Raw genomic sequence first — 22,792 nt, 5'->3', positions numbered from 1 at the left:
TCGCATGTCGGCGCTGACGGGTTTCAGAGTCGTTGAGCTGGCGGGGTCGGTCGCAGGGGAGTACTGCGGAAAACTGCTGGCCGACTTCGGCGCCGAGGTCATCAAGGTCGAGGCGGCGGGGCGCGGTAGCCCAACTCGGGCTATGGCGCCCATCCTCGACGACGGGTGCGACGGGAGCGTGCTGTTCGCCTACCTCAACACGAACAAGCATTCCGTCGTTCTCGACACCGCCTCGGCGGCCGAGCGTCTGCACGAGCTCATCGGCACCGCCGACGCGGTGATCGACGACGGCGCCGCGGCGGGCTGGGCGGACCGGCACCCGAACGTGGTGTTCTGCTCGATCACTCCGTTCGGGCAGAATGCCGCGGCCGACTACGCAAACGCGAAGAGCATCAACGTATTCCATGCCAGCGGATGGGGTTATCACACTCCCAGCCATCCGGATGCGAGCAAGCCGCCGTTGCAGGGACCGGGCCGGTTCATGGCCGACTACGAGGCCGGACTCGAAGGTGCGCTCTGCGTGGCGGCAACGTTGTTCGGGCGGCTGCATACCGGCCGGGGTGAGGCCATCGACATCTCCGGGCATGCCGTGCTGGTCTCCCGCGCCGATTGCATTCTGGGGCGTCTGATCACCGGGGAGGTCCCCGCCCTGGGCACCCGCGACGACTACGACCAGCAAGGCCCGGCGTCGTTCTTCGCCTGTGCAGATGGCTTCGTCTACCTGTACATGACCAGCCGTGCGCACTGGCTCGGCGTCAAGAAGCTGATGGGCCAACCGGTTTGGCTCGACGACTTCGACGACGACTGGCTCGAGTTCTCGGTCACCGTCGACAAGGTCAAGGCGTTCCAGCAGGGCTTCGCGGCGTGGGTCGTGGATCTGGACAAGGAGACGGCAGCCGACGAAGCCCAGCGCCTGGGCGTGCCGCTGGTTCCGGTCAACGAGGCCGCCGATCTGCACCACTCGCCGCAGTATCGGCACCGCGGTTTCTTCCAGAACGTCCGCCATCCCGTGCTGGGTGATGCGGCCTACCCCACGGTGCCGTACCTGCTCAGCGCGTCGCCCGCGGCGATCTGTTCTGCCGCACCAGCTCTCGGTGAGCACACCGCGGCGGTGCTGAGCCGGCTCGATTCGCCACACTCGCCGCCCGCGGTGCGCGCACCACAGCTGAAACCACCGAAGAACCCGCGCGGCGGGCCGCTGGAGGGCGTGCGCGTTGTCGAGCTCACCAAGGTGTGGGCCGGCCCGTACGCCGGCAAGCTGCTGGCGATGCTGGGTGCCGAGGTGATCAAGGTCGAGACGGCCGCCCTGCCCGAAGAGATGCGCGCTTACGGCGGCACCGACATCAACCACGCGCCGTTCTTCCTGAGCATCAATCCCGAGATCCTCAGCGTGGACCTCGATATCAAGTCGGCCGAGGGCATGGCGCAACTGCGCGAGCTGATCGCGCGCAGCGACATCGTGATCAACAACCTGCGCCCGGGTGCGATGGAGCGGCAAGGTCTGGGGTATCGGGAGCTCACCGAGATCAAACCGGACATCATCTCGGTATCGATCAAAATGTGGGGCAACGACGGGCCGCTGGGCCACCAGACCGGCTACGCACCGTGTTTCGCCGCGCTGGCCGGGCTCGCCTCGCTGGTCGGCTATCCGGGTGGGCCCCCGCTCGGAACCAGCATGCGCTACGGCGACTCCACGGTCGGCGCCGCGGCCGCATACGCCGCGGTGATCGCGCTGCTGCACCGCGACCTCAGTGGCACAGGACAATTCGTCGACATCTCGGCCGTCGAAACCCTCTCCTCGATGATCGGGGACTGCCTGCTCGAACAAAGTCTCACCGGACGGCGCCTCGAACCCGACGGCAACAATCACCCCGACATGTGCCCGCACGGCTGCTATCCCTGCGCAGACGGCTCCTGGATCAGTGTGGCCGTCGCCAATGACGGCGAATGGCACCGGCTCTGTGACGTGTTCGCGGCGCCCGCGCTGGCCGACGATCCCCGCTACGCCACCTTCGGCGAGCGTCGCAAGCAGGTGGAGGCACTCGACGCCGACCTCGCACGGCTGACCCGTGATCTCGATGCAGAAGACCTCGCGCGTCGTCTGCGTGCCGCGGGAGTGCCGGCCACCAAGAGCGCCAACGCCATTGACGTGATCGGGGATCAGCAACTCTGGGATCGCGAGTTGTATCGGTTCGTCTCGGATCACCGCGAAGGCCAGCGCCCGGTGCTGGGGCCGGCATGGCGGATGACGCGTGGGCCGGCGCGAATCGAGCGGGGCGCGCCCGACCTGGGCGAGGACACCGACTACGTGCTGCACGAAATACTGGCCACATCACCTACGTTGGGCGGGTTATGACGGGAACACTGACACAGACCGCGGCACTGGTGACCGGTGCCAGCAGCGGGATCGGCGCGGCGACGGCTAAGGCGCTGGCAGCCGAGGGTGCCGCGGTCGCCCTGCTGGCGCGCCGGGCCGACCGGCTGGCCGACCTGAAAGCCGATGTCGAGTCAAGAGGCGGCACGGCGCTGGTGGTGCCCGCCGACGTCACCGACGCCGAGCAGGTCGCGGCCGCCGTGCGGCAAACGGTCGCCGAGCTGGGGCGTCTCGACATCCTGGTGAACAATGCCGGCCTGATGCAGTCGGCGCCCGCCACCGAGGCGCCATTGCGGGACTGGGACCAGATGGTGTCCGTCAATGTGCAGGGCGTCCTCTACGCGACCCGGGCGGCGCTGCCCCACCTGATCGAGGCCGCCGCCGACGCCGGGCGCGGCGTGGCCGACCTGGTCACCATCAGCTCGACCGCCGGCTGGGTGGCCCGCCCCAACACCGCGGTCTACTCGCTGACCAAATTCGGTGTGAACGCCTTCAGCGAGGGGCTGCGCCAAGAGGTACTGGGCAAGCGGGTTCGGGTCGGCGTGGTCGGGCCCGGCACCGTCGATACCGAAATCTTCAGCCACCTGGCCGACTCGTCACGAGAGGCATTCGAAAAGCAGACGGCCGGCATGGTCAAGCTGCGACCGGAGGACATCGCCGACGCGGTGCTGTTCATGGTGACCCGCGATCGTCGGGTGGCGGTCAACCACATGCTGGTGCGCGCCGCCGAGCAGACCTGGTAATCAGGTGACTTCGCGGTGGGTCGTCGGTGACGAGTCCGAGCTGACGTTTCCCGCCGACCCCGCGTCGTTGCGTGAGGGTGGGGCCCGCTTTCTCACCGACGCATTCCGGGCTTCGGGCATGCTCGGCGACGGCAACGCGGTCACCGGGATAGCGGAGTTCGCCGAGGTGCACGGGGGCAGCACGGGTCGCAAGGTCATGCTGTCGGTCGAATACGCTACGGCGACAGCGGGTTTGCATACCGACTTGTTCGTCAAGTTCTCCCGCGACCTCGACAACCCCATTCGCGATCGGGGCAAGACGCAAATGGAGACGGAGGTGCGGTTCGCCGCGTTGTCGCGGGCACCCGGTTTTCCTATCGCGGTGCCCGGCGTGGTGTTCGGCGACTATCACCGGGAGAGCGGCACCGGGATACTGATAACCGAACGAATCCGATTCGGTGACAACGGAATCGAACGTCAATATCACAAGTGCCTCGACTACGAAATGCCCGAGCCGCTGGAGCACTATCGGGCGCTGCTCACCGCCCTGGCCCGGCTGGCCGGAACACATCGATCGGGGCACCTTCCGGCCGACGACTTTCCGTTGGACGTGCAGGCCGCGACGGTGGGGGAACGCGCACCGCTGTCCGTCGAGAAACTGGAACGACGACTTGGCCAGCTTGCCGAATTCGCCGAGACTCATCCCGGGCTACTGCCCGCGGATGTGCGCTCGCCGCAATTCCTGGCCCGCCTGCGCGACGATGCGTCCCGCCTCGCGCACCACGAGCACGCCGTCACGGGCCAATTGGCCGGTGACGCTGACTATGTCGCGTTGTGCCATTGGAACGCCAACATCGACAATGCGTGGTTTTGGCGGGACGCCGACGATGTGTTGCACTGCGGCCTGATGGACTGGGGATGCGTCAGCCAGATGAATCTGGGCATGGCCATCTGGGGTGCGATGTCCGGCGCCGAAACCGAGCTGTGGGATGTACATCTCGACGATCTGCTGCAGCTGTTCGTCGCCGAAGTCCATCGCCATGGCGGCCCGGAACTCGATGCGGCCCGGTTGCGCCGTCACACGCTGCTGTACGCCGCCGCCATGGGAGTCGCCTGGCTGTTGGACGTGCCGGCGTTGATACGCAAGCGATTCGACACCGTGCCCAGCAGCCGCACGGATCCGCGGATCAGGGACGACGAAAGTGTCCGCGCGCCACTGCAAATGTTGTGCAACCTACTGAGCGCGTGGGAACGGTATCGCGTGGGAGATCTGCTGGACTCGGCCCTGGCCGAGGAGGGACGCGTGAGCTAAGGCGCGTCGTCGTCACGGTCTTGCAGCAGCTTCTCGGGGTGGTGGAAGGTATTGACGCGCGGTTGGCCGCGATCCAAGTGCGGGGGCGGGAGCCATTCGGTGTCACCCCGAGCGTTCTTGCGGGTGGTCCAGCCCCCGGGTTGCAGGAGTCGGTGTTGGGCCCCACATGCGAGGGTCAAGTCGTCGATATCGGTGGTGTGGCAGGTGGCCCAATCGGTGACGTGGTGAACCTCGCAGTAGTAACCGGGTACCGTGCAGCCCGGAGCCGAGCAGCCACGGTCCTTGGCGTACAGGACTATTCGCTGCGCCGGTGACGCCAGCCGTTTGGTGCTGTACAGCGCCAAGGCTTTGCCTTTGTCGAAGATCGCCAGGTAGTGGCGGGCATGGCGAGCCAACCGGATCACGTCGCTCATCGGCAGGATGGTGCCACCACCGGTCAGGCCGCGACCGGCGGCGGCCTCCAACTCGGCCAGGCTGGTGGTGACGATGATCGAAGCCGGCAGCCCGTTGTGCTTCCCGAGTTCGCCCGAAGCAAGCAATCCTCTGAGTGCCGCATTCATCGCGTCGTGCTGGCGTTGGCTCGCGCTGCGGGAGTCGCGCTCAATCGACCGCTCGCTGGGATTGACTTCCACACAGGGGCTTTCGTCGTCGGGATTGCACATTCCCGGGGCACCCAATTTCGCCCACACCGCTTCCACGGTGGCGCGGGCCTCGGGGGTCAGCCGGCCCCGCAACTCCGACATCCCGTCGCAACCTTGGTTGCCCAGGCTCAGTCCGCGGCGCCGTGCACGATCCTGATCGGTGTACGTGCCATCGGGGTTGAGGCAATCCGCCAAAATGGCGGCCAGCTCCGTGACTTGCTCGGGCCGAAAGCGGCTGCCTTCGATGGCCAATTTGGCTTCAGCCTGTTCGCGCGTGACGGCATCGATACAGCCGGGCAACTGGTGGTACAACTTACGGATCGCCGCGACCTGACCCGGCCCCAGCGTGCCCCGACGCTGCTCGGCGGCGGTGGCCGCCAACATCGGCGCGAGCGGTTCGCCGGTCAACCCGTGCCGCGGCCCCAGGTCGGCGGCTTCGCGGATGCGCCGAGACGCTTCGGAACGGCTGATCAACGTCGCTTCGGCAATCGCATGCGACAGCTTGCCGCCGATCTCTTGGGGCGTCGCTTGCCGCACGAGATTGTTGATGAATGGGTGTTCGACCGCCGGCAGCCGGCGGCGCACCTTCTCGCACCGTTCCAGCAGCGCCATCAGCTCCCGGGTCGCGAGTGCGTCGCAGTCGTGTGAGACAAGTTCGTCGAAGGCAGCGTCAATGGTGTCGAAAGCCTCCGTCAAAGCCTCGCGATCGATACTCACAGCCCAAATTTATCGATACCCACCGACAAAAAATGCCCTCCCGTGACACGCGAAACGCAAGTGATGCAAGGGAATTCAGAAGTCGCTGCGGGCAGCCGACATTGGTCGGCACAGAAGGGAACTTCCAGGTTAGTCGGCCGCCTTCGTACAATGGCGCTCGATTGACGGCAAGTATTCCTCCGACCTGATCGAAACGTTTCACCAGATCGACGCGTCAAGAGTGGAGGCACCATGGTTGCAGAGTGGGCAGTCCCGCTGGCGAGGACCGCTGCGCCGTTCGCAGGGAGATTGGTCGCGAAACCACTTAAGGGCCTATACCTCGAGGTCCGTTGATTCGTTTGCCCCTGAGGACACGGCCAGTTCTCGGCAACCTTGCCCAAGAAATCATCTGAGACCCGAAGGTCAACGACTCATACCCCGAAGCGGTCGGGGCTACCGACAGAGATCTCTTACGCCTGAATCCGCAGCGCCGCAGGTGCTTTCAGCCGCTGGCCCACGTCGGGCTGGTGGTCAGCACGTCGACGCCGCGGTCGGTGATCAGGACGGTGTCGCGGCGGAACACCGCGCCGATGCCCTGCTGCCAGACGTAGCCGGTAATCGCCAGCACCATGCCGGCGTCGAGCTGGTCGTGTTCGCCCGCGGCAACCAGGGTTTCGGAGACCACCGGCGGGTCGAACCCCAATCCCAGCCCGTGTGCGATCGGCATCGGCGGTATCGGCTCGCCGGCGGCCTGGTAGGCGGCAAGCAGATCACTAGTGGACGCACCGGGACGGCAGGCGGCAAGCATCTTGTCGTACAACGTGTTCGACCGTGCGAACAGCGCCACGGTGTCGGCGCCATCGCCGACGGGCCACGTTCGGCCCACCTCCGCGACATAGCCATCGGCCAGTGCCCCGGCGGCGAATGCGACCAGGTCGCCCGGCCGGGCCTGCGCCTGACCGCGATGCCACGGCCGTTCCGGCGAGGTCACCCATGCGGCGTCCTGGGTGGCCGGCGTGCTGACCCCGCCCGCGGCCATCGCCTCCATCATGACCCCGGCCAGCGTCTGCTCGGATACGCCCGGCGCCAATTCGCCCAGGGCGGTGGCCAATCCGTGTTCGGCGATGCGCAGCGCGCTGTCCATCGCCGCGATCTCGTCGGGTGTCTTGATGCGCCGGGCCGCACGCATCGCCGGCTCGGCGTCCACGAGTTCGGCATTCGGGAACGCGTCGGGCAGCAAAGCGGCGAAAGTCGGTGTGATGGCGTCGGTTCCGACCCGGCGCGCCGCCTCGGCGCCGTCGACCTTCTTGAGCACGTCGATGAGCGTCATCGGGTTCCAGGCCAGCCCGTAGAGGTGATCGTGGTCGATCTCCTCGGGGACCCCCTCGTCGTCGGTGCTGTTGAGGTAGATGTCTCCGGTGGCGCGCACCAGCACGCACATCGGACCGAACGGCCGCGTCCCGGCGATCCAGAGCTGGGGCGCGCCAGTCACATAACGAATGTTGGCCTGGCGGCCGAGCACCAGGATGTCGAGGCCGTGCTCGTCCATCTGGGCCAGTGCGCGTTCCCGGCGTCCGGTTCGTAGTGCCCGGGTGTCGGGCAGAATTTCAGTCGCCATAGGGCGTATAGGGGTAGTCGGTAATCGGCGCGTAGCCGTCCTCGGTGATCACCACGATCTCCTCACTGCGGTAGCCTCCGGTGCCGTCCTCCCACATCACGGGTTCCAGAACCAGAACCATGCCGGGCGGAAACACGAAGTTGTCGTCGAACTCCTCGCCGAGATCCGTTCCGATCATCGGCGCTTCGGCGGGGTAGGTGCCGATGCCGTGGCCCAGATAGAAATGCGGCAGCCACGGTTTGCGGCCACCGTTGGCGGCGATCGCCGCACGCGCCAAATCACCGGAGGTGACACCGGCTTTGGTCACCGCGAGCACGGCGTCCAGGACCGTGCGCCACTGCAGGAACTGCTCCTGCTGGCGCGGGGTCGGTTTCTCGCCGACAATCCAGGTGCGGCCGAAGTCGGAGCAGTATCCGTGGTAGGTGATGCTGATGTCGGTCCACAGCACATCGCCGGCGGCCAGTTCCCGGTCGGTGGGGAGCAGCGGCAGCGCGAGATCGCCGTGCGTCGTCCACACCCCGGTCTCCCGCGAACTCGGCATCACCTGCCAGATGGCCTCCAGCATGTTGGTGGTGGCCCCGAGTTCGAACGCACGACGCACGAAGGTGGCCGAAAGATCGATCTGCCGCACGCCCGGCACCAGGGCCTGCTGCACGTCGACAATGGCTTGCTCGGTGATGCGGGCCGACCTGCGCAGACAGGACAGCTCGTCGCGGGTCTTCACCAATTGCGCCGCGCCGAGCACGATGGCCGCATCGGTCGGCGGTCCCGCGGGAAACAGTTTGGGTGCCGCGCGTCGCATCGCCCCGGTGAGTTCGTCGACGGCGATGCTCGCTCCCGGCGGGATCAGCCCGGCCAGCTGCCGGGCGAAATCCTCGACGCCGTGGTCGAATTCGAGGTAAGCGGGGCCGTGCAGTTGGTCGTCGGGCACCGGCGACTCCGCCGACGATCCGCTGCGCAGCGGCATGAACAGGTGTGGATGCACGTCGTCGGCGAGCACCACCGCGACCGGGCGCTCCACGTGCGAGAGGCCCGCGTCCAACAGCGGCCAGCTGGCTCCCGTCGCATATCCGACGGAGCCGTTCATCAGCAGGATCAGCGCGTCGATGCCCTGTTCGGCCATCGCGGACCGTATCCGCGCCCCGACCTCGGTGCGCATCCGGGCCCAGTCGGGTTCGTCGGGAGCGTCGAGCACCGAGCGGCGGGCAGCGATTGTGTTCGTCATGCTCAAATCCCCAGGAATTTCTTGATGTTGCCGCCGACAACCCGCACGGCGTCCTCGGGGCCGACGGCGTCGACCACCGCGGCCAATGACCGCTCCGAATAGCCGAACGTGCTCTCGTTGTGCGGATAGTCCGACGACCACATCACCTTGTCGATGCCGATCTCGTCGATCTGTCGCAGGCCTAGCCCGTCCACCATGAACGAGGCGCACATGTGGGTGTTCCAGTAGTAGCGGATGTCGTGCTCGGGAAGGTGGCGCAGCATGTGCCGGTAGGAGGCCAGGACGTGCTCGGCGTCCTGCAGTGCCGTCGGCACCCAGGCGATTCCGCCCTCGAACCAGCCGACCCGCAGCCGTCGGTGCCTGTCCAGGATGCCGCCGAAGATGTACTTGGAGAACATCTCCCGAAACGAGTCGATGTTGACCATCATCGCCACCGCGACGCTGTTGACCTCGCTGGGAAATTTCGGCTGACTCTCGCCGATGTGATGGGCGATGGGCAGCCCAGCCTCTTCGATCTCGTCCCATACCGCGCTCATCGCCGAGCTGGAGTAATCGATGAGCCGGCCGTTTTCGTCGTTGCCGGGGCTGATCGGCATCAGAAACGTCTTGAGCCCCAACGATTTCAGTTCGGTCAGCGTACGACGGGCGCCGCGCGGATCCCACCAGTTGATCAGCCCGACTCCGTAGCAATGGCCGTTTGAGCCCTCCTGAACCGCGGCGATGTGCTCGTTGTAGACGCGGAAGATGCGCTCGCGAATGTCGTGGTCGGGGTGATGGAACAGCGCCAGCACCGCATTGGGGAAGGCCAGTTCCTTGTCGACGCCGTCTTCGGCGAGCTCACGAATCCGCGCCTCGACGTTGTTGGTGGCCGCACCTGCCAGATCGTCGTATTGCATCAGCACCGCGCTGAAATCGCCCACCACCATTGACTGTCCGGGTTGGCCGAGCAGATACGCGCCATCCTCGTACCAGATCCGGGGGGCCTGATCTTTGAGGTCGTCGGGAAACCGCTCGTAGAAGATGTCGTCGGCCACCGAGATGTGGTTGTCGGCGGAGAACACCTCGGTGCCGGGCGGCAGGCCGGTGCCGAATTCCGCGGCGTGACCGTGACGGTGCTTGGGCGCGCCGATCACGCCCTCGGGGTACACGGTGCGGGCTGGGCTGGACATCATCGTCCCTTCGTTGGGATCACTTCTCGCTGCGGATCACCGGGTGAGCACACCGATCTGGGCCAGGTCGGCAAGGTACTTCTGGATCAGCTGTTGCGAGACGTGGGGGATCGCGCGACCCGAGTGTTCGACCGCGGACTGGAATTGCGCGCCGGGTACCGGTGAGCCGGCGATAGCGGGCATGGGTTCACGGTAGACGTCCAGCACGGTGAGCACCGACTGGGCGCGCTGCCGTTCGGGCAGTGCCCCCATCGCCGTCCCGAAGCGGGCCAGCCAACTCGAGTAGTCGTCGATCTTTTCGACCGGGTAGCCCGCGGCGATGATCCAGTCGACGAACGTGTCCATCGAGATGCCGTCGTCGTGCGGGTTGGTCGTGTTGTACGTCGCGAAGCTGCTGCCATGTCGCGGTCCGATCGCGGCGATCGCGTCGGCCAGGAAGTCGACCGGCAGGCCTTCGTAGTGCGGTTGGGCGTCACCGGCGTGATAGAACGACCGCGGCGCGACGCCGGTTGCCACCAGGCTGAACAGCAGCCGGGTGAAGATGTCCGGCACGTTGAGCTGCCCCGCGTAGCGGCTGTCGGCCAGGATCATCCCCGGCCGGAACACCGCCACGGGTAGCCCGCACAGATCGTGTACTTCGCGCATCAACACCTCGCCGGCCCACTTGCTGATCCCGTAACCGTTGGCGTAGCCGTCGCCGACGACACACGCGGGAACGGAGCGCCGGATGTCGGTGTCTTCGTCCACCAGCTGATGGGCCACGGCGCTGACGCCCAGCGTGGAGATGTAGTGGACCGGCTTGAGTTTGGCGGTGATCGCCAACCGGATCACTTCGGCGGTACCGACGACATTGGGGCCGAACAACTGCTGATACGGCAGCACATGGTTGACGTGAGCGGCCGGATGCACGATCAGGTCGACGGTCTCGCTGAGGCGCTGCCAGGTCACCTCGTCGAGCCCGAAGCCGGGTTCGCCGATGTCGCCCGCCACGACTTCGAGATGGCCGTCGGCCAGGGTCCGGAACCGGTCGAGCAGCTTGGGGTCGGAATCCAGGGCCGCCTCGATGCGCTGGTGCGCGTGGGCGGTGTCCGCGCCGCGCGTCAGGCAGACCAGGGTGCCGCCCGAATCAGCCAGTCGTTGCAGCCATTCCAAGCCGAGGAACCGCCCCAGGAACCCGGTCGAACCGGTGAGCAGGACGGTGCGGATCGCACTGGTGGGTGCGGGCAAGGTCATCGCGGTCTTCAGGATGTGGTCGTCGATGAACTTGTCCAGGCTTAGGTCCGCGGCCGCCACCTCGTGACCGCCGGCGCCGTCGTGCACGGATGCGTAGCTGGGCCGCCGCACGTCGGAATTGCGATGCCGCTCAATGTGGTCGGCGATGCGCAGCAGATCCCCGGTCGGGTCGATCACCACACCCGCCGGGACCTCGACGCCGTAGATGTCGGCCAGCAGCGTCGAAAAGGTCAGCGCCGACAGCGAATCGCCGCCCAGATCGATGAACCTGGCCTCCGGCGAGACGTCGGCCGCCGGCACGCCCAGGGTGGCCTGCACGGCCTTGCTGACCGTCGCCAGCACCGGCTGGTCGGCGCCACCGGTGCGCAATGCGCGCAGCTGCTGCAGCTGGTCGTCGGCCATGGCCGCGTAGAGCTGCTCCAGGCGGTCTCCATATCGCGCTTTGAGCTTGGGCCGCAGGAACTTTCCAACACCGGACAACAGGCCGTTGGCCAGGCTGAACGGCTCGGTCTCGACCAGGAAATCACGGGGGATTTCATAGCCGTTGAGCGCGTTCTCGCGCGCGATGCTGCGCAGCGATTCGGCGATCGCCGACGTGCCGACACCGGCATCGATGGGCACGATCACGGCGAGCAGGAAGGACCGTTCGCTGTTGCCGTAGATGTAGATCTGGTGGATGAGCGGGCTGGTCGAGTACAACGCCTCCAACCGCGAAACGGCGACGAATTCACCCTGCGCAAGCTTGATGACGTTGTTGCGCCGGTCGACGTAGCGCAATCGGTCCGGACCGACTTCGGCCATGATGTCGCCGGTCTTGTAGTAGCCGTCCGCGTCGAACATCGTGGCCGTCAGGTCGGGACGGTTGTAGTAGCCCGCCATGAAACGAGCCGACTTGACCGCTAATTCCCCACGGGGATAAGGCTTGTCGGTGTTGAAGTAGCCGAGTTCGGGAACGTCGAGCAACTTGTAGTCGATCACCGGCGGTCGCAGCACATGCTCGTCGGCCACGATCATCCCGCCCGCGATCTCGGTGGACGAATAACCGATCAGCAGGTGCTGGTCGAGCACCACCTCCATGAACTCCTTGATTTCCGGCGACAGTGCCGCCGATCCGCAGCCCACGGCCAGCACGCGGCCGCCCAGAATCTGCTCGCGGATCGCGGTGGTCAATTCCTCGGCGTCCGCCTCGTCGCCGGCCAGACCGCGCCGGTCCAACTCGCGCTGATAGTGGTGGTAGAACATCTCGCAGACCCGGGGCACCAGGCTCATCGACGTCGGTCGCACCAACGACAAATCCTCGAACAGCGTGGACAGGTCGCTCTTGGCGGCGAAATAGCTGGTGCCGCCGTTGGCCAGGGTCAAAATCACGTAGCCATAGCCGATCAGGTGACTCATCGGCATGTAGCTCAACGTGATCACCGGCTGATCGGACTGCGCGAGCCAGGTGCCGATGCACAGACTCTCGGTGAACATCGCGCCCTTGGGTGTTCCGGTGCTGCCGGAGGTGTAGAACACCCATGCCAGCGGATCCTCGTCGGCCGGCGCGACGTGCAGCGGCGGGACCGGCAGTGACTTTCCATGCGCGACAACATCATCGAGTGTCTCGATAGCCAGCCCGCTACCCGAAGCGGCTAGCCGGTCGCGGGCGGCCTGATAGCTGGCCCGCTGGTCGTCGTCGCGGGCCTCGTAGTCGAACACGATCAGACGCTGGGGCGCGGCGCCGGTCAAGGCCGCCTGTAGCACTGTTTCCAGGGCGATCTCGAGGTTGTCGATCCCGACGGCGAATATTCGCGGCTGGGTCTCGGTGAGGATCGGCGCGTGCTGGGCGGCCGGTGCGCTGGTCTGCAGCGGCACCACCACAGCACCGAGGTGAATGCAGGCGCACTCGATCGCGGTGTAGTCGATGCTGGCGAAACCGAGCACGCAGACGAAATCGCCGGTCCGCACCGGATGCTGTTCGTGCCGGTGCCAATCGCCGGCAACCGCCCGCACCCGCTCCCAGAGCTCCGCGTAGCTGACGGTCTCGAAGCGCGGCAGGAAGGTCAGTGTCGAGCGCCCCGTGGCGGGATCGGTGACCACTTCGCGCACCCGCTGTCCCAGTGCCGGCCGGTTCGCGTAGCCCTGCAACACGGTTGCCATGACTTCGCCGATCCGCAGCCCGGGTGTGCGCGCCGCGGCGGCGATCCGCTCGTCGGGGCGGGTGGCGCTGAATTGCGCGTCGTCGGCGTAGAGGCGTTCGCGCCGGCGTGCCAAGCGTTCCCACTGGTCCTGCTGGGCGCCGGGATCTTTTACGTCAGAGCGGCCGACGAACGCCATATTGCGGTGCCTTTCCTCAAGTCAGCTCGGGTAGGTGACGCCGGTGAGCTTTTCGGAGAGCTGCCACAGTCGTTGCCGCTCGATTTCATCGCGTGCCAGCCGGGGTACCCCGGCGAATGTGACTCCGCCCCCGGCGGTTTCGTAGAACCCCCGTGGTCCGTAGTAGCGGCTGCCCTCGGCATCCGGCGACACCGACGCGTAGAGAGTCGGTTTGATGCCCTCGTCGATCTCCAGCCACATGAACGGCAGTAGCCGCCAGGTCAATCGGGTCAGGCGCGCCTGCAGCGTCGGTTTGTCCCGCCCATACGATGCGCCGCTGAGCAGGTTGGTCTTACTCAGCCCCGGGTGCGCCGCGTTGGACGTCACACCCCAGCCGCCCCTGCTGCTGCGGCGGTCGAGCTCGACCGCGAACATCAGCTGCGCCAGCTTGGCGACGCCGTAGGAGACCATCGGCTTGTAGCCGTGCCGGGCGTTGGGGTCGTCGAAGGTCAGCTTGGGTTGCGTCGCGGCGATGCTGCTCACGGTGACGACCCGCGACGACGTCGCCGCGCGCAGCAGCGGCAGCAGGTGTCCGGTGAGGGCAAAGTGGCCCAGATGGTTGGCGCCGAACTGCAACTCGAAGCCGTCGCTGGTTTCCTGGCGCTGCGGCGGGGTCATCACGCCGGCGTTGTTGATCAACACGTCGATCGGCCGGCCTTCGGCCCTGAGCTCTTCACCCAGTGCCGCAACGCTTTCCAGTGACGCCAGATCCAGCTGCTTGATGTTGAGCTTCGCGGCGGGAACCTCGCGGCGGATTTCGGCGATCGCGGCCTCGCCCTTGGCGTTGCTCCGGATCGCCATCACCACATCGGCGTCGGCGGCCGCCAGTCGCTTCGCCAGACCGAATCCCAGACCACTGTTGGCGCCCGTGACGACCGCGAGCTTTCCGGTCAGATTCGGAACGGCCAGCGTCAGGTCCGGCTTCACCATGTCACGGGAAGCTCGTAGACGCCGTAGGCCAACGTGTCGTGCTTGAACGGAAGCTCCTCGACCGGCACCGCCAGCCGCAGCGTCGGAACCCGGCGCAGCAGCGTGGGCAGCACAATCTGTAATTCCATGCGGGCCAGCTGTTGTCCCACGCATTGGTGGCGGCCATAGCCGAATCCGACGTGCGCGCCGTCGTCGCGGGTCAGGTCCAGCCGGTCGGCGTCGGGGAACTGGCGGTTATCCCAGTTCGCCGGTGCGACATCGAGAATGATGCCCTCGCCCGCGCGGATCGTCTCGCCGCCGACTTCGATGTCCTCGATCGCGATGCGACGTTGACCGGTTTGGATGATGCTCAGGTAGCGCATCAGCTCCTCGACCGCGGTGGCGATGGCCTTCGGATCATCGGTCTCGCACAACAACTGTCGCTGATCGGGGTGCTCGAGCAGGGCGGCGATGCTCAGGCTGATCATGTTCGCGGTGGTCTCGTGGCCCGCGATCAGCACGCCGAGGGCCAGTTGGGTGGCCTCGCGCACGCTGATCTCTTCGGCGTTGACCCGCTCCGCCAGATCGGACACCAGGTCCTCAGAAGGACTTTCCATCTTGGTCCGAATCAGCTTGGCGATGTATTTCGCCAACGACGCGGCGCCCTGGGCGGTGTCCTCTTCGGTCGCGTAGCGCCCGGTGCCCCGGTGTGCTTGCTCCTGGAAGAAGTCCGCGTCCTCGTAGGGCACGCCCAGCATCTCGCTGATCACCAGCGTCGGGACGGCCAGCGCCAGAGTGCTCACGATATCGCCGGGCTTGGGGCCGGCCAGCAGCGCATCGATGCGCTCGTCAGCGATCTTCTGGACCGCCGGGCGCAGCCCTTCGACGCGCTTGAAGGTAAAGGGCTTCGACAACATCCGGCGGTAGCGGGTGTGCTCCTCGGCATCGGAGGTGAACACCGAGCGCGGCCGTTTGTGCACCGTCGCGAGCATTCCCTCGTTCCAGTGCGGATAGCCCGGCAACCGGTCGTCGACGCTGGCGCGTGAATCGGTGAACAGCGACCGGATCGCGTCGTAGCCGTGGATCAACCACGGTGTGCTGCCGTCCCAGATTCGCACCCTGCTGAGCTGCTTGGTTGCGTTGAGCGCCAACGACTCCGGGGGAGGAGCGAACGGGCAGCCCGCGGCCCGCGTCATTGGGAAGTCCGGGATATCGGTGGCTGCATCGGTTGAGATGTCGGTCATCGTGCTCCTCGCTAGGGGGTGGTCAGTCGCCCGCGGCATTCACATGCACCGGCGCGCGCCACAATCCGACGATTGCGTCGATCAATCCCTCGCCGGCAACCGGCCAACTGGACCGCGATCGCGGCCCGTGCTCGGCGAGCGCGCCCTCGTGCTCTGCGCAGGTGTGCATCAGCAGATTTCGGACCATGACGATCCGTTCGGAGCGCACTCGCTTAGGCAGGTCGGGCAGGCAACGAGTGATGCCCTCGATCGTCTGCACCAGCCTCGGCGACATGAGGGCGTCTTTGGTGACGACGTGGTGATAGGTGGGGTCGGCCATCGCCTGGGCGGCGAAACGCGCGTACCAGCTGGGCGTGCCCAGCGCGGCCAGGTGATCGGTGAGGGGCCGCACCAGGGTGCTCACCCAGTCGCGCAGCTCGGTCGAATCGCCGATGTCGTCCAACATCTGGGCACGCAGTTCCTCGATCGGCTCACGGTGCTTGCTCTCGATCGCGCGCAACAATTCGGTGCGGGTGCCGAAGTGGTAGCACGCCGCGGCATTGTTGCCCTGCCCGGCCGCTTCGCTGATCTGCCGGTTGGACACGGCATACATTCCGCGTTCGGCAAACAACCATTCGGCGGCCGACAGGATCGCCTCTCGGGTACCCATCGATCTGTCGGAGCGCGCGCTCCGCTCGGCTTTCACCGCCTCAGTGAACACCGCGCGACGGATTAAATCAAGCCGTTTATTTAATGCGCGTCACGAGCGGTGCCCCATGATTACGTGCGTGCGCTCCGGGTTACTGAAGGTGGTGGCGACGGCCGCCTGGCCATCGGTGTTGTCGCCGTGAAGTTTTCGGGCGAATTGAGATCGCTGGCCTTGATCAGCAACCCGGTGTGGTCGGACCGCAGTGGCGGCACCGGCGTCGAGTTATGGCTGGTCGCAACGGATGTGGCCGATCGCGAGGTCGTGAGCGGCGGCTTGGAGCCGCCACCTCAGCCCGCCAATTCAGCGGCGGCCGCGAAAGCAACCAGCGTGGCAGCGCCGTGTGACGGACGGCGACCCTGACTCAGCCGCCGAGCCCCTTCTTCACGGCCGCGTCTTGCTTCTGGCCGATGTCGTTGATGAAGTCCGGCGGCGGCAGCGTGTCGGGCGGGCCGTCGAATTCAATCGTGACAAAGGCCTTGCCCTCGGTGAACAGCAACACCGCGATGCCCTTGGAGTTGTCGGGTGAATTGCCGGACACCACCGCTCCATCGGTGCCGATCTTGACCGCGTCCGTGGTGGGATGCTTGATCGCGCCACCCTGTGCCGATTTCGCCGCGTTGAGCGCGCTCGTCGCGGCACCGGGGTCCGCCAGCACCTGGATGGTGGATTTGATGGTGTGGCTGTTGTCCTGGGTGTTGAACGTGATCGTCGCGCCGGGCTGGCCGTCCGGGTTGGCCGTCGGCGGTGTCCCCGTGAAGGGCACCGGCGCATCGATATCGGTCACCTGGATCAGCCAGCCGGTGTAGTCGGCCGCCGGCGCTGCCGGGGTCGAAGAGGTCGGTGCGGCACTGGACTTGCTGCTCGATGAGGTGGCCGACCCTGATGTCGTCGGCGATGGCTTCGGATTGCCACCACAGCCGGCCAAGGTCAACGCCAGCGCTGTCGCCGCGGCAACCCCCGTGATGACAGGTCGGGAAAGCCTCATCGCATCGTGCTCCTTCCAGGCTCGATCCGGCGACGGAGTCGATTTCACCCCAAAGGCACAGTACAGGGCGCGTGCCGCCGCAGGGCCGGGCACCCAAGCGGCAGGGGTTATTCCAGCTGGTCGCGCAGGGACGACAAGGTGTTCGCCAGGATGCGTGACACCTGCATCTGTGACACGCCGATTCGCTCCGCGATCTGGCTCTGCGTCATCGACTCGAAGAACCGCATACGCAGTACCTCCCGCTCGCGCACCGGGAGGTCGGCTATCAGGGTGCGCACCGCTTCGCGGTTGGTGATGTGGTCGATTTGAGGGTCGACGCCACCCACCGCGTCGGCGACCAACCGCGTCCGCCCGGTGTTGTCGGCGCCCACGGGTGCGTCCAGGGATTCCAGCTGGTAGGCATCGCCGGCCACCAGGCATTCGACGATCTCGTCGTGCCGGACTCCCAGCTCCTGCGACAGCTCGCGGGCGGTTGGAGCCCTGCCCAGCTTCTGTGCTAAATCCGCTGTCGCCCTGATGATTTGGACGTGCAGCTCGCGCAGCCGGCGAGGTACCCGCATGCCCCAGCTGTAATCGCGGAAGTGGCGCCGAACCTCGCCCATCATGGTAGGAATCGCGAACCCGATGAAACTTGGGCCCTTTTCGGGGTCGAACCGGTTGATGGCGTTCATCAGGCCCAGGCGTGCGACCTGGGTCAGGTCGTCCAAACCCTCACCACGTCGCGCGAAGTGACGAGCCACGTGGTCGGCCAGCGGAAGGCACCGGCTCACGATGCATTCGCGCTGCCGGCGGTACTCGTGCGATTCGGCGGGCATCGTGCTCAGCGTCAGGAACATGTCGACGACGTCGTCGTAGGAATCGTCTTTGTGAGTGCTGGCCGGCCGCATGGGCCGGGGCGGAGCGAGGGCTTCGGTCATCTGGCTGACCGCCTCGTCCCGGCGAGATGCCGCGCGAAAAGATCTGCACACCAATGAATTTGCATTGCGACGCACTCCCTTGGGGTCGCGGGGCAGCGGGGTGCGGCGCGCGTGCGCCATCCCACTGCACCCGATCCGTCGGCACGGACCGGGTGTTTACAGCGCGTGCGCCACGCGGGGGCGACCCGGGAGGTTATGAATCACCAGAGCCACAGCCCAGCGGTCGTACGGCTGACTGACCGCTTTTAGCTAAACGGTGATGCGTCCAGACGGACTCAACTCGCCATATTACGCCCCCCGGGGCATGGCTCCGGGCTGGTTCGCAATTGCCCGCCGCCGAGCAATCCCCGTCCCGCGTCCTGGACCCGGAAAGCGCTGGTCAACGGCAAACGCGTACTGTTCGGCAAATGACGAGCGCCCAGGATCTACTCGCCGGGCGCGCCGCGGTGGTCTCCGGCGGAAGCCGCGGCATCGGCCGCGCGGTCGTCGAGCTGCTGGGCGACCTCGGCGCCGGCGTGGTGGTCAACGGCCGCGACGGCGATGCCGTCACCGAGACCGTCGCGGCGGTCGAGGCATCGGGGGGCCGGGCCGTCCCGGTGGTCGGGTCCGCGGACGACGAGGCCGTCGCTGCCGAGTTGGTGGACACCTGCCGCGACACCTTCGGCCGATTCGACGTCCTGATCAATTGCGCCGGGATTGCCGAGCCGCCCGGCTCGTCGATCCTGGACATCACGCCGGAGGATTTCGATCGGCTGATGAGCGCCCACGTCGGCACGGTGTTTCACACCTGCCGGGTCGCCGCACGCGCGATGGTCGCGCAGGGACATGGGACGATCGTCAACACCAGTTCGGTGGCCTTTCTCGGCGACTACGGCGGCACCGGCTACCCCGCGGGTAAGGGCGCCGTCAACGGTTTGACGGTGGCCATCGCCGCGGAGCTCAAAGCCAAAGGCGTGCGGGCCAATGTGGTGTGCCCCGGCGCGCGAACACGGCTGTCGACCGGAACCGAGTACGAGAAGCACATCGAGGATTTGCACCGCCGCGGCTTGCTGGACGACGTGACCATGCAAGCGTCGCTGGATAGTGCGCCGCCCGCGTTTGTGGCCCCGCTCTACGCCTATCTCGCCAGCGACCTGGCGCGTGACGTGACGGGTCAGATCCTGGTTGCCGCAGGCGGATTCGTCGGCCGCTTCGATCGGCCGGCGCCGTCCCTGCTCGGTTATCGCGATCACCACGATGCCGCGCCGTGGGGTATCGAGGACCTGCACAAGATGATTGGTGCCCGCGGCTAGCCCACGAGCTGGAAAAGCGCGAGGAGCGCGCCATAGGCGACCGCTATCGTGGCCGCGCCCGCCGCAGAGATCGCCGTCGACGCCCCATCGATCGGGTCTAGCCAGCGCCGAAAGGGCCGTGAAACGGCGGGGACCAAGACCCATTGCAGCGCAACGATACTGATCACATTGCCGGCGAACAACGACACCGACGGGCTCACCCCAAGCTTGCCCAGCGCCGGCGAGAGCGATTTCGACAGCAGCATCACGGTGGGGTAGAGGCAGAGCAGCACCAGCATCGCGGTCTTCCATGCCGGCGTGATCCTGGTCTGCCCGTCGTCGACTCGAATCGTTGACCCGAACGGCGCGCTGCGGGTCAATTCGGCGAAGTCGCGGGTCAATCCACCGCGCAGCCGCGGCAGCGCGTCTTGGCGCTCGCGCGAGCGCATCCAGTCCGTCAGCTGATCCGCCCGTCGGAATCGCAGCACCGACATCCATTGTTGTCCGAAGGAATCGGACGGAAACAACGCTGTGCCTTCGTATCCGGGAAATGCGACGATGCTTCGTGTGAGTTCGCTTTGGGTGGCGATGAATTCAGCTTCTTTGCCGGGCGTGACGCTGTGCAGGAAAATGCCGACGTTGGCGGCCGGGGGCTCACCTTGCATCAGGATCAGTTCGGATGCGCAGCGCCACCAGCCCTGCTTCTCGCCTTCGCGCAGAACGGCTTGGCGCTCAGCGCTGTCCAACCAGGCGTCGAGCAGATCAGCATCGCGGAAGGCGACTTCGACGGCCCAATCGAGCGGCCGGTTTCCTTGAACCGATTCGCGCGCGCTTACGTGTCCAGGAGAGTGACGAGCCGAAGCAAGATAGCCGACCACCCACTGGCCGTATCGCGCAGGATCAGAGGGCGGATGGAACAGCGTGATCGCGCGGGCGCCAGCAGTCATATCAGCTGTTTACCATCATCGCCGGCGCGATCGAGGCGACCGCTGCGGGTGCTGGTGATAGGCGCGGGCGTCAGCGGAATTTCGGTTGCCCGGGGATTGCTCCGGGACGGCCACGATGTCACCGTCTTCGACCAACGCGCGGATACGCGAGCAGGCGGCGGTGCCATCACCATCTGGTCCAACGGCGAGACGGTATTGCGGCAGCTGGGCGTCGACATGGAGGGGGCGGGTCAACCACTGTCCAGCGTGCGCTTGCGTACGTCGAGGGGGCATCGGGTCGCCACGTTGGACGTGAACGCGATGGTGAAGCAACTGGGCGCGGCCGTTCGGATGGTTCCGCGCCGCGTCCTGCTGGAACGGTTGCTGACGGACTTCCCGGCCGATCGCGTCCGCTGCAACGCGCGCGCAGCTCAGGTAATCACGATGTCCGACGGCGTCGCGGTCGGGTTCGAGGACGGCAGCGTGGCCGAAGGCGACCTGTTGATCGGCGCCGACGGTCTGCATTCGGTGATCCGCGACCTGGTCGGTGCGCCGGCCGCCGAGCCGACCGGCTGGTGCAGTTGGCAGGGCCTGGTCAGCCTTCCCGAGCTCGTCGACCGGGAGACCGCTCATCTCATCATCGGCGCTACCGGAAACACCGGCGTTTGGCCGGCCGGCGGCTCATCCGTGCAGTGGTGGTTCGACTTGCCGTGGTCGCGCGATTTCATTCGGCCACGTCGCCCGATCGAAGCGATCCGATCGACCTTCGCCGGCTGGTCCGATCCGGTCGACCTGGTGCTCGCGAAGCTGACCGACGAAGATCTGGCCCATTCGCCCTATCCGCATTTCCGGCATCCGGTACCCGCACCGCTGAGTGGCGGGCCGGTGACCCTGCTCGGCGATGCCGCGCACACGATGCCGCCCACTTTCGCGCAGGGAACGAATCAGGCCCTGCTCGACACCATGGTGTTGGGCAAGACGATTTCGGGTCTCGACTCCGGCAGCAGCCGGGCCGAGCTGTCGCGTGCGCTGCGCTCATACGAGAAGACCCGGCGACGTCAGGTGAGCGCGGTATCCCGGGTGGCGTCACTGCAGGTCGCACATCGCGAGTCCGTGTTGCGGCCGGCGGCATGGATGTCGGATCGCTTGCATACCTCGATATTGACCCACTTCGTGCGGATAACCAGCCACCCGCGGATCGCGGCGGAGATCGATCGCGATCTCGCGAAAGCGACTCCGATCAGGCGGTGATCACCGTGACCGAATCCCGCGTCGTCGAGATCGAAACGGTCCACGCGCCGTTCGAGACCGTCCGCGTGCGTGGCGATTTCGATTCCCCGTCACGCTGGCTTTGGCTCGTCAAGTGGTGTGTGCTGGCCGTGCCGCACTATCCCATCCTGATTCTTCTGTACCTGGTGTATCCGATCCTGACGGTCGTGGCCGGTGTCGCGATCCTATTCACCGGACGCTATCCGCGCCCGATCTTCGACTTCAACGTCGGCGTGCTGCGCTGGTCGTGGCGGGTGATGAACTACCGGTTCCCGATGAACAGCACCGACAAATACCCGCCCTTCACGCTCGCGGCCCGGCCCGATTATCCGGGCGAACTCGACGTCGAATATCCCGAGCACCTGACGAATTGGGCCGTTCTGGTGAAGACCTGGCTACTGGGGGCCCCGCAGGTATTGCTGTGCTGGGCGCTGGAGCCACTGCTACAGCTGCTCTGCGTGATCGCCGCCGTGGCGTTGTTGTGCACCGGGACCATCCCGCAGGGCATGTTCGATCTGCTGATGGGCATTGTGCGGTGGCGCTATCGGGTGGCGGTGTATGTATCGTTGATGCGTGACGAGTATCCGCCTTTTCGTATGGACCTAGGTAGTCGATAACGCCCGGTAATCCGTTATTTCCCTACATATATCGCTTCGGCCAGCCGGTTTTCGATCGCCTCTTCTATAACCGGTATCGCCGAGACGCGATCGCGCACGCGACCGGTCGGCTGCTGATGGTGGGTCTGGGACCGGGTACCGACCTGAAGTTCGTGCCGCCCGCGGTGACCTCGATCGCGGCGGTAGAGCCGGTGGCCGCGTTCCGCCAGATGGCGTCTCATCTGGCGTTTCAGCACGGGATCGCCGCCGACATCGTCGAAGGGACCGGCGAATCAATACCGTTCGGCGACAACAGCTTCGACTCGGTGCATATCGGGCTGGTGTTGTGCTCGGTCGACGACGTCACCGCGACGCTGGCGGAGATCCGGCGTGTCCTGGTGCCGGGTGGTCGGCTGGTCGTCCTCGAGCACGTCCGCGGTGAGGGCGCGACGGGCCGGATGCAGGACCTGGTCGCCAAGCCATGGTCTTGGCTAGCGGCCGGATGTGAACCGAACCGGCGAACCGTCGATTCCATTGCGGCCGCCGGATTCGATACCGCGGGATTGCGCAGCATCCCACGTACCCCGGTGCCGTTTCCGTGCAAACCTCATCTGCAGGGGTTTGCCACTCTCACCGAATAGC

The 22,792-nt window shown here is 66.2% G+C and carries 19 protein-coding genes; 8 read left to right on the top strand and 11 right to left on the bottom strand.

Features of this window, described 5'->3' with window-relative positions; genetic code table 11:
* The first annotated feature begins 4 nt into the window (after positions 1–4).
* From G6N55_RS03645 to G6N55_RS03635, 3 genes are read left to right on the top strand one after another with little or no spacing between them, the layout of a single operon-like run.
* Positions 5–2,356 carry a CaiB/BaiF CoA transferase family protein gene (locus tag G6N55_RS03645; RefSeq protein WP_085225241.1) on the top strand — a complete coding sequence of 784 codons (2,352 nt, stop codon included), beginning with the start codon at positions 5–7 and terminating at the stop codon, positions 2,354–2,356.
* Positions 2,353–3,117 carry an SDR family NAD(P)-dependent oxidoreductase gene (locus G6N55_RS03640; RefSeq protein WP_085225243.1) on the top strand — a complete coding sequence of 255 codons (765 nt, stop codon included), beginning with the start codon at positions 2,353–2,355 and terminating at the stop codon, positions 3,115–3,117. The genes G6N55_RS03645 and G6N55_RS03640 overlap by 4 nt, the downstream gene beginning before the upstream one ends.
* Positions 3,118–3,121: 4 nt before the next feature.
* Positions 3,122–4,408 carry a hypothetical protein gene (locus tag G6N55_RS03635; RefSeq protein WP_085225245.1) on the top strand — a complete coding sequence of 429 codons (1,287 nt, stop codon included), beginning with the start codon at positions 3,122–3,124 and terminating at the stop codon, positions 4,406–4,408.
* Here the strand turns inward: G6N55_RS03635 and G6N55_RS03630 are convergent.
* From G6N55_RS03630 to G6N55_RS03595, 8 genes are all read right to left on the bottom strand, one after another.
* Positions 4,405–5,766, bottom strand: a complete 1,362-nt coding sequence (locus G6N55_RS03630) for an HNH endonuclease signature motif containing protein (protein WP_085225247.1) — start codon at positions 5,764–5,766, stop codon at positions 4,405–4,407. The genes G6N55_RS03635 and G6N55_RS03630 overlap by 4 nt on opposite strands.
* A gap of 481 nt (positions 5,767–6,247) precedes the next feature.
* On the bottom strand, positions 6,248–7,363 hold the full coding sequence (locus G6N55_RS03625) for a M24 family metallopeptidase (protein WP_085225249.1): 1,116 nt from the start codon (positions 7,361–7,363) through the stop codon (positions 6,248–6,250).
* The gene (locus tag G6N55_RS03620; RefSeq protein ID WP_085225251.1) at positions 7,353–8,588 is read right to left on the bottom strand and encodes a M24 family metallopeptidase; all 1,236 of its coding nucleotides are present in this window, start codon (positions 8,586–8,588) and stop codon (positions 7,353–7,355) included. The genes G6N55_RS03625 and G6N55_RS03620 overlap by 11 nt, the downstream gene beginning before the upstream one ends.
* 2 nt (positions 8,589–8,590) lie before the next feature.
* The gene (locus G6N55_RS03615) at positions 8,591–9,757 is read right to left on the bottom strand and encodes an amidohydrolase family protein (RefSeq protein ID WP_085225370.1); all 1,167 of its coding nucleotides are present in this window, start codon (positions 9,755–9,757) and stop codon (positions 8,591–8,593) included.
* 36 nt (positions 9,758–9,793) lie between these two features.
* Positions 9,794–13,306, bottom strand: a complete 3,513-nt coding sequence (gene car, locus G6N55_RS03610; RefSeq protein WP_085225253.1) for a carboxylic acid reductase — start codon at positions 13,304–13,306, stop codon at positions 9,794–9,796.
* A 21-nt stretch (positions 13,307–13,327) separates the two neighbouring features.
* Entirely contained in the window at positions 13,328–14,275 is a 948-nt protein-coding gene (locus tag G6N55_RS03605) for an SDR family oxidoreductase (protein WP_085225255.1), read from the bottom strand.
* Positions 14,269–15,498: a cytochrome P450 gene (locus G6N55_RS03600; RefSeq protein ID WP_085225257.1), complete on the bottom strand. Its 1,230-nt coding sequence runs from the start codon at positions 15,496–15,498 to the stop codon at positions 14,269–14,271. The genes G6N55_RS03605 and G6N55_RS03600 overlap by 7 nt, the downstream gene beginning before the upstream one ends.
* A gap of 22 nt (positions 15,499–15,520) precedes the next feature.
* Positions 15,521–16,198 (bottom strand): TetR/AcrR family transcriptional regulator, encoded by a 678-nt coding sequence (locus tag G6N55_RS03595; protein WP_085225259.1) that lies wholly within the window; start codon positions 16,196–16,198, stop codon positions 15,521–15,523.
* 126 nt (positions 16,199–16,324) lie between these two features.
* Here G6N55_RS03595 and G6N55_RS03590 point away from each other — a divergent pair, with 126 nt between their 5' ends.
* Complete coding sequence (locus G6N55_RS03590; protein WP_139827020.1) at positions 16,325–16,546, top strand: hypothetical protein; 222 nt, start codon at positions 16,325–16,327, stop codon at positions 16,544–16,546.
* A 1-nt stretch (position 16,547) separates the two neighbouring features.
* Here G6N55_RS03590 and G6N55_RS03585 read toward each other — a convergent pair whose 3' ends face one another.
* The gene (locus G6N55_RS03585; protein WP_085225263.1) at positions 16,548–17,171 is read right to left on the bottom strand and encodes a hypothetical protein; all 624 of its coding nucleotides are present in this window, start codon (positions 17,169–17,171) and stop codon (positions 16,548–16,550) included.
* Between the two features lie 107 nt (positions 17,172–17,278).
* Positions 17,279–18,088, bottom strand: coding sequence for a SigB/SigF/SigG family RNA polymerase sigma factor (locus G6N55_RS03580; protein ID WP_085225265.1), 810 nt, complete (start codon positions 18,086–18,088; stop codon positions 17,279–17,281).
* A 407-nt stretch (positions 18,089–18,495) separates the two neighbouring features.
* Here G6N55_RS03580 and G6N55_RS03575 point away from each other — a divergent pair, with 407 nt between their 5' ends.
* Positions 18,496–19,380 carry an SDR family NAD(P)-dependent oxidoreductase gene (locus tag G6N55_RS03575; protein ID WP_085225267.1) on the top strand — a complete coding sequence of 295 codons (885 nt, stop codon included), beginning with the start codon at positions 18,496–18,498 and terminating at the stop codon, positions 19,378–19,380.
* On the opposite strand, the gene G6N55_RS03570 is transcribed toward G6N55_RS03575, so the two are convergent.
* Positions 19,377–20,306 carry an antibiotic biosynthesis monooxygenase gene (locus tag G6N55_RS03570; protein WP_139827021.1) on the bottom strand — a complete coding sequence of 310 codons (930 nt, stop codon included), beginning with the start codon at positions 20,304–20,306 and terminating at the stop codon, positions 19,377–19,379. The genes G6N55_RS03575 and G6N55_RS03570 overlap by 4 nt on opposite strands.
* Positions 20,307–20,354: 48 nt before the next feature.
* Between G6N55_RS03570 and G6N55_RS03565 the strand changes: the two genes are divergently transcribed.
* The 3 genes from G6N55_RS03565 to G6N55_RS03555 all read left to right on the top strand — a co-directional run bounded on the left by G6N55_RS03565 (position 20,355) and on the right by G6N55_RS03555 (position 22,791).
* Complete coding sequence (locus G6N55_RS03565) at positions 20,355–21,536, top strand: FAD-dependent oxidoreductase (RefSeq protein WP_232078912.1); 1,182 nt, start codon at positions 20,355–20,357, stop codon at positions 21,534–21,536.
* Between the two features lie 65 nt (positions 21,537–21,601).
* Positions 21,602–22,171 (top strand): DUF4389 domain-containing protein, encoded by a 570-nt coding sequence (locus G6N55_RS03560; protein WP_085225372.1) that lies wholly within the window; start codon positions 21,602–21,604, stop codon positions 22,169–22,171.
* A complete protein-coding gene (locus tag G6N55_RS03555) occupies positions 22,168–22,791 on the top strand; it encodes a class I SAM-dependent methyltransferase (RefSeq protein WP_085225273.1) in 624 nt (207 codons plus the stop codon). Before G6N55_RS03560 ends, G6N55_RS03555 begins: the two co-directional genes overlap by 4 nt.
* Position 22,792: the final 1 nt, after the last annotated feature.

This window comes from Mycobacterium florentinum, assembly GCF_010730355.1.
GTDB classification, from domain to species: Bacteria; Actinomycetota; Actinomycetes; order Mycobacteriales; family Mycobacteriaceae; genus Mycobacterium; species Mycobacterium florentinum.
The sequence above is the reverse complement of the archived record's forward strand: the minus strand, read 5'-3'. Positions and strand labels throughout refer to the sequence as shown.